The 13,626-nt window shown below is 61.6% G+C and carries 9 protein-coding genes and 1 tRNA gene; 5 read left to right on the top strand and 5 right to left on the bottom strand.

The features are described from left to right. Positions 1-18: 18 nt before the first annotated feature. Positions 19-1,602, bottom strand: coding sequence for a hypothetical protein (locus tag AC0V6X_RS09260; RefSeq protein WP_486184270.1), 1,584 nt, complete (start codon positions 1,600-1,602; stop codon positions 19-21). Positions 1,603-1,750: 148 nt separating this feature from the next. Here AC0V6X_RS09260 and queF point away from each other — a divergent pair, with 148 nt between their 5' ends. The 3 genes from queF (at position 1,751) to AC0V6X_RS09245 (ending at position 8,335) form a co-directional block, all read left to right on the top strand. Then, positions 1,751-2,233 (top strand): preQ(1) synthase, encoded by a 483-nt coding sequence (gene queF, locus AC0V6X_RS09255; protein ID WP_486184269.1) that lies wholly within the window; start codon positions 1,751-1,753, stop codon positions 2,231-2,233. Between the two features lie 261 nt (positions 2,234-2,494). Continuing rightward, the gene (locus AC0V6X_RS09250) at positions 2,495-5,692 is read left to right on the top strand and encodes an autotransporter outer membrane beta-barrel domain-containing protein (RefSeq protein ID WP_486184268.1); all 3,198 of its coding nucleotides are present in this window, start codon (positions 2,495-2,497) and stop codon (positions 5,690-5,692) included. 207 nt (positions 5,693-5,899) lie between these two features. Further along, positions 5,900-8,335 (top strand): S9 family peptidase, encoded by a 2,436-nt coding sequence (locus AC0V6X_RS09245; protein WP_486184267.1) that lies wholly within the window; start codon positions 5,900-5,902, stop codon positions 8,333-8,335. 3 nt (positions 8,336-8,338) lie between these two features. On the opposite strand, the gene AC0V6X_RS09240 is transcribed toward AC0V6X_RS09245, so the two are convergent. Both AC0V6X_RS09240 and AC0V6X_RS09235 read right to left on the bottom strand, forming a co-directional pair. Beyond that, positions 8,339-9,445 carry an S-(hydroxymethyl)glutathione dehydrogenase/class III alcohol dehydrogenase gene (locus AC0V6X_RS09240; RefSeq protein WP_486184266.1) on the bottom strand — a complete coding sequence of 369 codons (1,107 nt, stop codon included), beginning with the start codon at positions 9,443-9,445 and terminating at the stop codon, positions 8,339-8,341. A 183-nt stretch (positions 9,446-9,628) separates the two neighbouring features. Continuing rightward, positions 9,629-9,704, bottom strand: a tRNA-Thr gene (locus AC0V6X_RS09235). 198 nt (positions 9,705-9,902) lie between these two features. On the opposite strand from AC0V6X_RS09235, the gene AC0V6X_RS09230 reads away from it, so the two are divergent. Further along, on the top strand, positions 9,903-10,355 hold the full coding sequence (locus AC0V6X_RS09230; RefSeq protein ID WP_486184265.1) for a TM2 domain-containing protein: 453 nt from the start codon (positions 9,903-9,905) through the stop codon (positions 10,353-10,355). Between the two features lie 133 nt (positions 10,356-10,488). Here the strand turns inward: AC0V6X_RS09230 and AC0V6X_RS09225 are convergent, their stop codons facing one another. Beyond that, positions 10,489-11,400, bottom strand: a complete 912-nt coding sequence (locus AC0V6X_RS09225; protein WP_486184264.1) for a hypothetical protein — start codon at positions 11,398-11,400, stop codon at positions 10,489-10,491. Next, entirely contained in the window at positions 11,397-12,731 is a 1,335-nt protein-coding gene (locus AC0V6X_RS09220; RefSeq protein WP_486184263.1) for a replication-associated recombination protein A, read from the bottom strand. Before AC0V6X_RS09220 ends, AC0V6X_RS09225 begins: the two co-directional genes overlap by 4 nt. 127 nt (positions 12,732-12,858) lie before the next feature. Here AC0V6X_RS09220 and AC0V6X_RS09215 point away from each other — a divergent pair, with 127 nt between their 5' ends. After that, positions 12,859-13,518 carry a PadR family transcriptional regulator gene (locus tag AC0V6X_RS09215; RefSeq protein WP_486184262.1) on the top strand — a complete coding sequence of 220 codons (660 nt, stop codon included), beginning with the start codon at positions 12,859-12,861 and terminating at the stop codon, positions 13,516-13,518. Positions 13,519-13,626: the final 108 nt, after the last annotated feature.

Genomic DNA, 13,626 nt, shown 5'->3' with positions numbered 1-13,626 from the left:
AGCGCTAGCCGCTTTGCCTCAGGCAGATACCGGTTGCTTAATCAGCTGCGCGCGCAAGCTTGGCAAGCTGCCCGGAGGTCCATCGAGAGGCAGGGGATGCACCCGCCCCGTATTCGCCGCGCTCGGCGTACCAAGCACGAAGCTCTGGCTCATGGTGGAACGGCCTTTGCCTTCCAGCGTGACGTGGAGCAGCGGAATGAAGAGTGGCTTTGCGCCCTGTCGGATCGCCTGAACCTCAGCGAGGGGCAATTGCAACTGGCCAGCAATCCGCCCGCTTTGCTGCGGGCCGATACGATCGATAGTGCCGAGCGGCTGGCCGCTTGCCATGGGTGAGGCATTGGCCGCTTTGGACTGTGCGCAGACGAGTTTGCCCGCGACATTCAAATCGCGCACCGCCTTGTCCGATCGGTTCGCAAAATCGAGCCGGAATTCGACGGTGAACATCATCAGCGAGCGCGATGCGCTCACGATCTCTAGCCCAATATCCAGCCGCGTTTCGTGGTCCTCAGCAGCCAATGCCGGAGCGACAAGAGGGGGAGCTTGAGGCGCGGGTTCTGATCGAAGTTCGGGTTGCGGTTCCGGCTCAGATTCCGGCTCTTTCTGGGGCTCAGGTTCCGGCTGAAGTTCTGGTTCTGGCTCTGGGGGAAGCGGCAGGTCTGGTGCCAAATCCTCGGCCATCTCGTCCTTCGTTGGCTTGGGCTTGGCTTCAGGCTTCTTGCCCGCGGCCCCATCGCCCTTTGCCCAATCGGGCGCATCCTGCAGGATCGAAGGCATCTGATTGTTCATCGTCGTTCGAATACCGGCGGCAAGCCTCTCATTCGGAGTGCTTTGAACGGCACTCTCGCGCCGCTTACGCCGCGCCATCACGACCAGCAGTGCAATGAGGATAAGCGCCATCAGCGCCACGCCGATCATCATCCGCGTCTGCGCGGTGTTCCAGGCATCCAGCGGGTCGAAGTTCACCACAGGAGCGGTTGAGCTTGAGCCTGAACCCACCGTGCCGGGGTCAGTGCGCGCGCCGCTCGGGTCCACATCGTACCAGCCATCCGGGCCGACGGGAGCGGATTCCTCGCCAACCGGAGGCAGACTTTCAAACCCCGGAGCAACGCCGCCGCCCGATCCCAGCGGAATCTCAGCTCCGCTCGCGCCGCTGTTGCGGGTGTCGGACGTGGCTGGGTTGGTGAAAGTCGGTTGGGAAGGGGTTGAGCTACGTGTTGTCGGAGCCGGCGCTGTGCGCGCTGGAGCAGTGCGTGTCGGTTGCGCCTGCGTCGCTGGCGGTGAAGTGACGGGGGCACTCTCAGCCGGAGCGCTCTCCTGCACTGGCGCAGCCTGCGTGGGGGCCGGTGTCGGAGTGGGCGTGGGAGTTGAAGGCGCAGGGCGAATGACGCGCGGGCCAATCGGCACACCGGCTCGCTCATCCGCAGGGCCTTGCGGCGCTGATGTCGGTGAGGGCGTGGGTGTCGGCAGTGAGAAACCGCCCGGTGAACTCTGTGCCGATGCGGTGCCTGCTGTGACGAGAGCAATCGCGATACCGCTCACCAAAACAGTGCCGCGCATTGCTGTGCGAACGGTCCGATCAGAGGAGGAGAAAGCGCGGGTCATGCGAACTACAAACGATTTGTCTAAAGGGTCACCAACGGGGAATGGAGCACAGACAAGCAACCTTGCCTGAACAATTGACATAGATCGCAAATCGCCCGCGTCCAGTTCCCCGCTTGCAACCGAGTGCCATTCGCGGCAACAGCGCGGCATGGAAAGCACACCTAAAAACCCGCCTTCAAGCTCTGGCCAGCCCGCTTTTCTGGGCAAGGACACCCCCCTTCCGACCTCACCTGAGGACGCGCAGCTCGATTACGTGCCCAATCCGAGAAAGGGCGAGCTGTTTCTGGTGCGTTTTGCCGCGCCGGAGTTCACCTCGCTCTGTCCTGTGACCGATCAGCCCGACTTTGCCCATCTGGTGATCGACTATGCCCCCGGCGATACGATTGTCGAATCGAAGAGCTTGAAGCTGTTCCTGGGCAGTTTCCGCAATCACAACGGCTTTCATGAAGACGTAACTGTGGGAATTGGGCAACGTTTAACCAAGGAAATGCACCCTCGTTGGTTAAGGATTGGCGGCTATTGGTACCCCCGCGGAGGTATCCCAATTGACGTTTTCTGGCAGTCCGGACCGCCTCCCGAAGGCCTTTGGTTACCAGACCAGGGTGTCGCCCCATACCGAGGGCGCGGCTAGCTCTATTTACGTGCTCTACCGGAGTTTCGGCTACTCGACGTTAACCTTAATGAATAGCTGATCACGTTGGTTAACAATAGGCGGACACGCTCGGTCCTCGGGGGGCTGAACTTTATCCTCCAGTAATAACTCAACCCTAGGCCCTTGCTTTCAACAAGGGTCGCAAACCCATGCGCGCTGGTCCCTCAAGACCGTGAGCTTGGATGAGCGCCTCTTTGTGTCACGTGATTGATCCTGACAGCCAATTGAGAGGCTCAAAAAATGACTGTTTCTGCGTCGAACAAGTTCCGTATTGTGGGCAGCGCTTCCGTGCTGGCTCTGACCGCTGGTTTGGCAAGTGGCCTTGCTGCTCCAGCATTTGCGCAAAGCGCGCCTGATCCGCTGGCCGCGCCGCCAACGGTGACCGCTCCGACCCCTCCCGCCAATGCGGAAGAGTGCGTTCTGGCTGCAGGCACTGTGACCTGCGCACCGGGCACCGATGCGGACGGCTTCTTTGACGCGAGCGGCGATCCGATCACGCTCGACATTCAGGACGGTTCGGTCGTTCAAGACTCTGTGATCATCACCGGCACCGTTACAGGCACGGTCGATGGCGCGATTTCGACCAGCAGCAACTTTTCCAGCGGTCTGTTGGTCGGCATCGATTCGGATGTGACCGTCAACGGCTTCATCGGCACCACTGGCAACAATGCAGGCGGGATTGAGACCGAAGACGGCGCTTCGATCACCAACAATGGCACGATCTACACCACCGGCAACGCCTCTGACGGTGTCGCTCTGGCTGAGGGCGCGACCTTCATCAACAACGCTCTGCTGGTGACCGAAGGCGACGGTTCGGAAGGCGTTTTTGCCTTTGGTGACGGCGTAACGATCAACAACACGGTTGCTGCGTCCATCGTGACGAGCGGTACCGGTTCTGCCGCTGTTGCGGCGGCGGATGACGCGACGGTGTCCAATGCAGGTCTGGTCCAGACATTCGGCGATTTCTCGACCGGCGTGCAGGCTGGCGACAATGCCAACATCACCAATAGCGGCAACATCGACACTTCGGGTGAGACATCGTCGGGCGTGATTGCGGGCGCGAATTCGACCGTGAGCAACTCAGGCACGATCAGCACGAGCGGAGACAATTTCTCCGACGCCGTTCTGGTGGGTGAAGGCAGCTCGGTCACTAACTCTGGCACGATCACTTCGGCTGGTGCTGAGAGCTTTGGCGTGTTCGGTGCGGGCGACGGCGTGACCGTCACCAACACCGCTGACGGCACGATCTCGACCACCGGCGATGGCGGCTTTGGCATCGTGACCGCTGCTGGCGGCACGGTCGTCAATGACGGCACGGTTGAAACCACTGGTGAATTCGCAATCGGCATCGACGTGCTTTCAACCGGCGACGTGACCAACAATGGCTCGATCACCACTGCTGGCACCAGCGCGCGCGGGATCAGCGTCGGCGTGGACAGCACGCTTACCAACAACGGTTCGATTTCAACCGACGGTGATGAGGCTTCGGCCATCTTCGCTGATGCAGGCTCGGACGTGACTCTGGGTGAGGGCAGCGATCTCTCAACCGCTGGCGTTGACGCCCACGGCGTTGAAGTTCGCGGCGCAGTGACGATTGCCAATGCTGGCTCGATCGCTTCTGACCAAGGCCGCGGCATCGATGCAGCGGGCACCACCGCTCTTACCAACGCTTCGACCGGTTCAATCACTTCGACCGGTGATGACGCAGTGCAACTGCGCGGCGACGGTTCAACCTTCACCAATGAAGGCTCGGTCGATGGCCAGGTTGCGTTCCGCTCGCTCGGCGGTTCGCAGACGGTTGCCAACTTCGGCTCGATGACCGGCCAGTCCGGCGATGCCGTGTTCCTTGGCGGCGGCAATGACGAGTTCCAGCACTGGACCGGCGCGACCGTCAACGGCAACATTGACCTTGGCGCAGCTGACGACACTTTCATCCTTGAAGGCTCGGCCAGCTCGATCACCGGCATCGTCGACGCAGGCATCGGCGTCGACACCGCGATCATCGCAGGTCTGCTGGATGCAGACATCCTGACCGGCTTTGAGACCATTCAAATCGGCTCGACCCTTGGCGGCACGCTCAACGACGCTGTCATTAGCGGCAATCGCACGGTTACGGGCGATGTGAACGTTGTCGGCGAAGTGGCGTTTGACCTCGGCGTTGACTCGCTCACCACCGATGGCGCGATCACGCTTGAGAACGGTTCGACCATCAACATCGCAACGACGAATGGCGCTGATCTTGTCGGTCAGACCGTAGTCGTCCTGCAAGAAGGCACGACCTTCACCGACAATGGCGCGACCATCAATGTGATCGATAACGACCTGTTTATCGACTACGAAGTGGTGATCGGATCGCTTGCTGTGCAGGTAACGGGCTCGAACCCGCTGCTCGCTTCGGCTGATGCGAACATCGTGACCTTCGGTGCAGCGATTGACGCGGCCAGCAATAACGGCACGATCAGCGACGACACGTTCGACCTGCTCAGCGGCCTTGCGGACGCATCGGCGCTTGAAGCGGCTGTGGTCGATTCTCTGCCTGCTCTGAGCGAAGGCGCAGGTCGTGAGATCTTCGAAGCGTCCAACGCCGCCAGCCAAGCGCTGGATCGTCATCTGGCAGCAGACGGCAGCGGTGTCTGGGGCGAGGCGACCTATCGCGGCGCAAGCCAGGACGCGGTCAGCGCAACCTCTGGCGGTTATGACAGCGACCAGTTGATCTTTACCGTTGGCGGCGATGTTGCCATGGGCGATGCAGCTAAGGTCGGCGCTCTCATCAGCTATGCTGAGATCGAGAACGACGACTTCAATGGCGGCGTCACTAGCGGCACCACCGATATCGAAAGCCTGAAGCTGGGCGTCTATGGCGGCTACCGCTTTGCAGAGCGCGGCTTCTTCAACGCTGAACTGTCTTATCTGACCGGTGAGATCGAGCAAGCGCGCACCGGCGTTCTGGGCCCGATTGGTTCGGCCTTCGACTTTGATGGCTTCGGCTATCGTGCCGTGGTCGGTTACGACCTGCTTGAGAATCCGGACTTCTCGCTGACGCCAACTGTCGGTGTGAACGGCGCAAATCTCAGCTTCGATGATGCAGTTGAAACGGGCGGCTTTGGCTTCACGGTTGACCGTCAGCACTCCAACTTCCTCGAACTGCGCGGCGGGCTTGAGCTTGCTGGCACGATGAGCAACGGCATCACCGGCTATGTCGGCGGCACTTATGTGCACGAACTCAAAGATGACCCGCGCATCTTTGAGCTGGCTTCGGCTGAACTCGGCGACTTCGCAGTTGCTCTGCCCGGCCGCGAGCAAAGCCGCTTTGAACTGGCCGCCGGCGCATCGGTTGATGTGTCGACCAACGCCTCGGTTGAGCTGGGCTATACGGGCGATTTCGCCTCGGGCTACGACGCCCACGCAGCCCGCGCGAGCGTCCGCGTCGGCTTCTAAGCGAGCCGAAAAGAGTTGTCCCAAACGGGGGGCACAAAGCGCCGGGTGGAGTTTCAAAGCTCCGCCCGGCGCTTTTCATTTGGGCATAAGGCGGCCTTTGCACAGCATCGCCATTTGCGGGCGCGGCTAGGGGGCTGGAAACTGCTTTGCCAGCCTGATAGCTCATGCGGCGCAAGACTTTGTCCAATCGCAGGGGAATCCACCAAGATGCGTCACTCAATCCTCGCTACCACCGCGCTCGCCCTTAGCCTTAGCTTTGCAGCGCCGGTCTCCGCGCAAGATGCTGGCGACGAGGATGGCTACCAGCTTCCCCCGCCCGAAGTGACCGACATCGTGACGCGCCCGCCTGCGCCCAATGTCTCGGTCTCACCCGACAACGATCTGATCCTGCTGATGGAGCGCGAGGCGTTGCCGCCGGTTGCTGATCTGGCGCGGCCAATGGAGAAGCTTGCCGGACTGCGCTTGGACGCCAGCATCAATGATCGCTACGGCACGCGCGCAGTGACCGGCCTGTCGCTGCAAGACGTTGCGACCGGCGAAGTGCGCGAGATCGCTCTGCCAGCCGAGGCCGATATTTCCGACATTTCGTGGTCGAATGACGGCGGCCAGATCGTCTTCACCAACACCCGCACCGACGCAATGGACCTGCATGTGCTGGACACAGCCTCCGGCGAAGTCGCAACTTTGATGACGGGCGGGGTCAATCCGGTGTTCCAGAACCCATCCTGGATGCCCGACGGATCGCTGATGGTCCTCACCATTCCAGAGGATCGCGGCGATATGCCGACCCGGTCGCTCACCCCGCGCGGGCCTGCGATTCAGGACGCAAGCGGCGGCGAGGAAGCGCAGACGCGCACCTATCAGAACCTGCTGACCGACGCCCATGACGAGGCGATGTTCCGCTATCTTGCCACCAGCCAGCCAGTGATCATGGCAGCCGATGGCAGCGAAGCGCGCGCCGTGGGTGAGCCGCGCATCTACTACAATGTCTCCCCATCGCCTGATGGCAAATATCTGCTGATGGAGTGGCTGAACGAGCCGTTTTCCTATCAGGTGCCGTGGTATCGCTTCCCTAGCACCAGCGCGGTCTACACCATTGAAGGCGACTTGGTGCAGGTGCTCGCCGAAGAGCCGCTGGCCGACAACCTGCCCGTCCAAGGCGTCGTGACCGGCCCGCGCAACCTGCAATGGCACCCGACCGAAGACGCGCTGATGATGTGGAGCGAAGCACAAGATGGCGGCGACCCGCGAACGACAAGCGATAATCGCGACAATGTGATGGCGCTCACCGCCCCGTTTGATGGCGAGGCACGGGTCATTGCCCGCCTTGAAGACCGCGCAGCCGGCGCCTTCGGGATCGAGGGCACGGACGACATGATCGTCGTCGAATATGATCGCGACACGCGCGAAGTGAGGCAATCGCTGGTCGATGTGACTGGGTCGGACGGCCAGCGCGAACTCAACATCCGCAATGTGCAGGATGCCTACGCCGATCCCGGTGAGCCGCTCTTTACCCGCACCGATCGCGGCTTTGGCGTTGCGCGCAATGTCGATGGCGCTCTCTTGCTGAGCGGTAGCGGAGCCACGCCAGAGGGCCTGCGCCCCTTCTTGCGCCGCTTTGACCTCACCACGCTGGAGACGACCGAGATCTGGCGCAATTCAGGCGAGCAGCTCGAATCCGTGATCGACGTGGTCTCTGACGATGGCAGCGAATTCCTGACCTACTACCAAAGCCCAACCAATCCGGGGAACATCAAGCTTTACGCAGGCGGAGAGGAGCGCTTCCTCACCAACTTCCCTGACCCGCATCCAGAGCTGACCGGCATCCAGCGTGAGCTGGTGAGCTACACCCGCGAGGACGGCGTTGAGCTGACCGCGACGCTCTACCTCCCGCCTGACTATGTCGAGGGCGAGAAAGTGCCGGTCGTCATCTGGGCTTACCCGCGTGAGTTCAACGATGCCGCGACCGCGGGACAGAACCGCGATTCGCCCTATCGCTTCACGCGCATTGGCGGTTACTCGCACCTCTTCTTCCTGACGCAGGGCTATGCCGTGCTCGACCGCGCGTCGATGCCGGTGGTTGGCTCTGATCCAGAGACGGTCAACGACACCTTCATCGAGCAAGTGGTGGCGAACGCGCAGGCTGCGGTCGATTTCACCGTGGAACGCGGCTTTGGCGACGGCGTGCGCATCGGGGTCGGAGGGCACTCTTACGGCGCCTTCATGACCGCGCATTTGCTCGCCCAAAGCGATCTGTTCCAAGCAGGGATCGCCCGTTCAGGCGCGTATAACCGCACGCTCACGCCCTTCGGCTTCCAGGCAGAGCGGCGCATCTTCTGGGACACGCCAGAGACCTATTACCGCCTCAGCCCCTTCATGGCCGCCAACCAGATCAATGAGCCGATCCTGTTCATCCACGGCGACAATGACAGCAATTCAGGCACCTTCCCGCAGCAATCCGAGCGCATGTTCGCCGCGGTCAAAGGCACAGGCGGCACAGCGCGCCTCGTGATGCTCCCCCACGAAGACCACGGCTATCGCGGGCGGGAATCGGTGCTCCATACGCTCTATGAAATGTTCGAATGGTTCGACACCCACGTGAAGAACGCGGAAGTGCCAACAGAGGACACTGAAGCCGAGTAGTCGCTAGAACACCACCACGCTGCGGATGCTTTCGCCGGCGTGCATCAGGTCGAAGCCCTTGTTGATCTCCTCCAGCGATAGGCGGTGGGTGATCATCGGGTCGATTTCGATCTGGCCGTTCATGTAGAGGTCGACGATCGGCGGCACGTCGGTGCGGCCCTTCGCGCCTCCAAAAGCGGTGCCGCGCCAATTGCGTCCGGTCACAAGCTGGAAGGGGCGGGTGGAGATCTCCTTGCCCGCCTCTGCCACGCCGATGATGATTGAGGTGCCCCAGCCCTTGTGGCAGCACTCCAGCGCGTTCCTCATCACCTCCACATTACCGGTGCAGTCGAAGGAGAAGTCCGCGCCGCCATCCAGCATCTCGATCAGCAGAGCGACGATATCGGGGACGTGGCGCGGGTTGACGAAGTCGGTCATGCCAAAGCGCTTGCCCCAACTCTCTTTCGCGTCGTTGATGTCGACGCCGACGATGCGCGCGGCGCCTGCCATCTTCGCGCCTTGGATGACGTTGAGGCCGATCCCGCCGAGGCCAAAGACCACGACATTGTCGCCGGGCTGAACCTTGGCCGTCTTGGTGACGGCTCCGATCCCGGTCGTGACGCCGCAGCCGATATAGCAGGCCGTGTCGAAAGGCGCGTCCTTGCGGATTTTGGCGACGGCAATTTCGGGCAAGACGATGAAGTTCGAGAAGGTCGAGCAGCCCATATAGTGGTAGATCGTCTGGCCCTTATAGCTCATCCGCGACGTCCCATCGGGCATCACGCCCTTGCCTTGCGTCTCTCGGATCGCCTGGCACAGATTGGTCTTGCCGGAGAGGCAGGACTTACACTTGCCGCATTCGGGCGTGTAGAGCGGGATGACATGATCGTCGGGCGCAACAGAGGTCACCCCAGGGCCGATCTCCCGCACGATCCCGCAGCCTTCATGGCCGAGAACGGCGGGGAAGAGCCCTTCTGAATCGAGCCCGTCAAGCGTGTAGGCATCGGTGTGGCACAGGCCGGTGGCCATAATCTCGACCAGCACCTCGCCTTGCCTAGGGCCCTCCAAGTCAAGCTCGACAATCTCAAGCGGCTGCTTGGCCTCAAACGCGACGGCGGCTCTGGTTTTCATGCGATGGGTCCCCTCCCGATGTGTCCAAGGCAGGGTCTAGGGCAGGGGAGGAAGGATGACCAGAGTGGCACCAACGAACTCGAAGAGTTCGCAAGGGCGACCGCCCGTCGCCGCTAATGCGGCGAAGCCAAGGCGGGCGGATGCCCGCCGCCCGGCGTCTGAGGGCAAAAGAAAATGAGGGAATGGTGCCGGCTGCAGGAGTTGAACCCGCGGCCTGATGATTACAAATCAACTGCTCTACCAACTGAGCTAAGCCGGCCCATTCAAGTGGGCGCAGATAGTGCGATTGATCGGCTTCGTCCAGATGGAGAATTGCCTATTGCGATGTTTTTCTAACTTCGCCGAGTTTAGTGTGCATTTGGTCGAAGGTGGAGGTGCTGAGCCTTGCGCTGCTCGACATTAAGATACATCTTAGGCTCAACACAGGGTGGAATTGCAAAGGTGGGACTGGCGAGCAATGGCTGACGATCTGAAAAAACACATGACGATTGAGAAGCACCGGAAGTCGACCGGCGTTGCCTATCTCTTGTGGTTCTTCCTTGGCTGGCTCGGCGTCCACCGGTTTTACACGGGAAACGTCAAAACTGGCGTTGCGATGCTCGTACTCGCCCTGACGGGGTTCGGCCTTCTGGTCGCTGTCCCATGGTGGTTGATCGACGTGTTCCTTGTGCCTGGCATGGTGCGTGAGAGGAACATGGAGGTCATCAACATGGTCAGTGGCGGGCAGGCAGCAGCGCCACTTCGCAAACCAGAACCTCAACCTCAGCCCCAGCCGCGCCAGGAAATGCCCGACACAGTGCCCGAAAAGGTGCGCCGCCCGATGACAGAGGCCGACCGCAAGCGGCAAGAGATGCTCGAAGACTTGCGCCAGACCGGCTACAAGAAAGAGCGTAGAGACCGGGCGTTCTGATCCGAGGGTCAAGATGTGGTCGCGGAGCACGGACCCGAAAGGGTCCGCAAGCGCGACTGCGCGTCCGCAGGTGCCCCGCAGCGGAGCGGAGGGATTAGCGCCGAGGAGTTCGCCCGGATGGGCGAACACACCACTAAAACGCCCCGAACGTCCAGCCTTCTGTCCAGGCGATCTCAGCTGTCAGACAGCGCGGTTCCCAACGCTTTTCCTCATCCGCAACCTTGCGCAGCCACGCCGCTGTCAGCAGCGCGTCGGAGGAGTGGTCGTCCACCTCTCCGAATTTGTCGACCGGCGGGCTACCCAGGGCATCGAGGGCTGCGTTGAGGTCGGCATAGGTGAGCAGCTTGGTCCGGGCGCCGAGATTGGCAGCCTCTCGGCTTGCCAGCCCGGTGTAGATCTCGACCAGCATCGATCCCCCTTGCTTGACGCGGCGGGAGGGGATCGGGTCCATCGGCCAGACCGGCAGCGGCTCCTCTTCCCCGTTCTGCAAGTGGTGCAACATCCGCATTCCCGTGAGCGAGCTTTTGCCCACTTGCGCCGCACCGACGAGGTTGAAGTTGGAGACCGGACGACACTTTTGTCGGCGTTGTCCGATCTCAGCCTCGCGGAAGCGGCCTTCGCGGCTGGGAGCTTGTTCGAGGTGGAAGCGGTCGCCCTCATTGCCTTTGCCATGGCGGAAATAGCGGGTGGCCTGGGGGTGTGTCACAAAACTGTGCGCGCCCAGATGCGGGTCATCGGCGCAGATGCGGTCGATCAACTCCCACAGCTTCTTTGCGTTGCGAGGGGATTCATCCCAGCCGGGGAAGAAAGCCCCGCAATCGTTGAAGGGGAGGGAGATGCCAAGGTCGATGCCCACCAGCGTGTTGGCGGGAAGTTCATCGCGCAGGACCTCCATCACCTCGACCCGTGACCAGCCGCCCGTCGGAGGCGCGACCAGAACTGGCGGTCCACCCTGTCCGTCGGCAAGCGCAAGGGCGATGCCCTTGTGCCGTTCTCCCTTGGCGCCCGACCAGTCGATGGCGAGGAAGTGGTCCCAATTTCTCATGATTGGCGTTCCTCGCGCAGCTTGTCCCAATAAGCGATCCGTTCGCGCACCTTGCGTTCAAAGCCGCGCTCGACGGGGGAGTAGAAAGTCTGCGGTTCCATCTCCTCGGGCCAGTAATTGTCGCCGGAGAAACCGTCATCCGCCTCGTGGTCGTAGGAATATCCCTCGCCATATCCGATGTCCTTCATCAGCTGGGTCGGCGCGTTGAGGATGTTGGCGGGTGGCATTAGGCTGCCGGTTTCCTTGGCGGCTTTGAACGCGGATTTTTGCGCGGCGTAGGCGGCGTTCGACTTGGGCGCGGTGGCGCAGTAGAGGCAGGCTTGGACGATGGCGAGCTCACCCTCGGGGCTGCCGAGGAACTGGTATGCGTCCTTGGCCGCCAAGCACTGGGTGAGTGCCTGCGGATCAGCGAGGCCGATGTCCTCGCTCGCAAAACGCACCAGGCGGCGCAGGACGTAAAGCGGCTCTTCGCCAGCTGTCAGCATCCTTGCGAGGTAATAGAGTGAGGCCTGCGGATCGCTGCCGCGCAATGCTTTGTGCAGCGCACTGATGAGGTTGTAATGCCCGTCGCGATCCTTGTCATAGACCGCCACGCGGCGTTGTAGGAATTGGCCGAGTGCGGCGGGGTCGAGTGGCTCTTTCAACCCCGCATTATACAGCGTTTCAGCCTGTCCCAACAGGAACCGCCCATCGCCATCGGCTGAGGCTATCAAAGCCGCGCGGGCATCTTCGGTCAGGGGCAGGGGGCCTTCGAGGGTCTCCGCCCGGTCGAGCAATTTGCCCAAAGCCTCATGGTCGAGCCGTTCGAGGATCAGCACCTGCGCACGGCTGAGCAAAGCGGCGTTGAGGGCGAAGCTGGGGTTTTCGGTGGTGGCTCCCACCAAAGTCACTGTCCCGCGCTCGACAAAGGGCAGAAAGCCGTCCTGCTGCGCGCGGTTGAAGCGGTGGATCTCGTCCACGAAGAGCAGCGTTTTCTTACCGGCGTCGGCCATTTTGTCGGCCTCAGCAAAGGCCTTCTTCAGATCTGCAACCCCGGAGAAAACCGCGCTGATCGCGACAAAGCGTATGCCCACCGCATCGGCAAGCAGGCGTGCAATGCTGGTTTTGCCGGTGCCGGGAGGGCCCCATAGGACCATGCTGGATAGCTTTCCCGCCGCCACCATCCGGCCAATAGCGCCGGTCGGTCCGGTCAGGTGCTCTTGCCCGATCACCTCGCCTAGAGAGCGCGGGCGCAAGCGGTCGGCCAAGGGAGCCCAGGAATCGCGGGCGTCGTCCCTCGATATTGCTTTCCGCTGCCCTTGGACGGGCTCTTCTGCAAACAAATCTGCCATTCGTGGACCGAAATAAGCCGCCCGTCGAGAATTGCACCGGAAAAAGCCATCTTGGCCATCCACAGATCTTGAAGTGATAGGTCAAAGATATATCTTGTGTGTCGTAAGAACTATCAGGAGAGTACTTATGACGTATGGACGACGCGGTGGCTGGAACGGGGGCTGGAACCAGCTTGGCCCGATGATTGCGATGATGGCGACCGCTGCTGCCAATGAATGGGATGATAGCGGACGTCGCTCTCGCAGCAAACGCGACTGGCAGGACGGCCCGCGTCCTCGCAAGCGCCGTGGCCGTATGTTCGGCACCGGTGAGCTGCGCCTCGCCCTGCTTGCGCTCATCAATGAAGAGCCGCGCCACGGTTACGAGCTGATCCGCGCGATCGAGGATATGACGGGCGGCAGCTATGCCCCGTCCCCCGGCGCGGTCTACCCGACGCTGCAAATGCTGGAGGAGGAGGGGATGATCAAACCCGCTCCCGTCAAAGCAAAGTCCAAGGCCAAGGCCGACGACGAGGCCAGCAGCAAGAAGCCGTTCAAGGCGACCAAGGCTGGCAAGGCCGAGCTGGATGATCGCGCCGATGAAGTCGACGAGCTGATGGGCCGTCTGGGAGAACATGGCGAGCGGGCCGAGAAGGTAAAGGAGAAGTCCCCCGACCTCTTCCGCGCCATGGGCAACCTCGCATCGGTCCTCAAAAACCGTGCGCGGGCCGGAAAGCTCGACCAGAAGACCATCGACGAGATTGTCGACATTATCGACGAGGTCGCCAAGCGGATTGAGCGGCTTTGATCGGGCTCTGATCGAGCTCGCCTCGGGGCTTGGTTAAGGCCAGATCGACGGGCACTTGCGTGAATTCTCGAGGCTGTCACTTAATGAAGCGGCAGCCTCGCCATTTTA

The organism is Erythrobacter sp. S267 (genome assembly GCF_057365045.1).
The sequence above is the reverse complement of the archived record's forward strand: the minus strand, read 5'-3'. Positions and strand labels throughout refer to the sequence as shown.

Coding starts and splice junctions, on each gene's coding strand:
- AC0V6X_RS09260 (WP_486184270.1), bottom strand. CDS start 1,602: ATGACCCGCGCTTTCTCCTCCTCTGATCGGACCGTTCGCACAGCAATG.
- queF (WP_486184269.1), top strand. CDS start 1,751: ATGGAAAGCACACCTAAAAACCCGCCTTCAAGCTCTGGCCAGCCCGCT.
- AC0V6X_RS09250 (WP_486184268.1), top strand. CDS start 2,495: ATGACTGTTTCTGCGTCGAACAAGTTCCGTATTGTGGGCAGCGCTTCC.
- AC0V6X_RS09245 (WP_486184267.1), top strand. CDS start 5,900: ATGCGTCACTCAATCCTCGCTACCACCGCGCTCGCCCTTAGCCTTAGC.
- AC0V6X_RS09240 (WP_486184266.1), bottom strand. CDS start 9,445: ATGAAAACCAGAGCCGCCGTCGCGTTTGAGGCCAAGCAGCCGCTTGAG.
- AC0V6X_RS09230 (WP_486184265.1), top strand. CDS start 9,903: ATGGCTGACGATCTGAAAAAACACATGACGATTGAGAAGCACCGGAAG.
- AC0V6X_RS09225 (WP_486184264.1), bottom strand. CDS start 11,400: ATGAGAAATTGGGACCACTTCCTCGCCATCGACTGGTCGGGCGCCAAG.
- AC0V6X_RS09220 (WP_486184263.1), bottom strand. CDS start 12,731: ATGGCAGATTTGTTTGCAGAAGAGCCCGTCCAAGGGCAGCGGAAAGCA.
- AC0V6X_RS09215 (WP_486184262.1), top strand. CDS start 12,859: ATGACGTATGGACGACGCGGTGGCTGGAACGGGGGCTGGAACCAGCTT.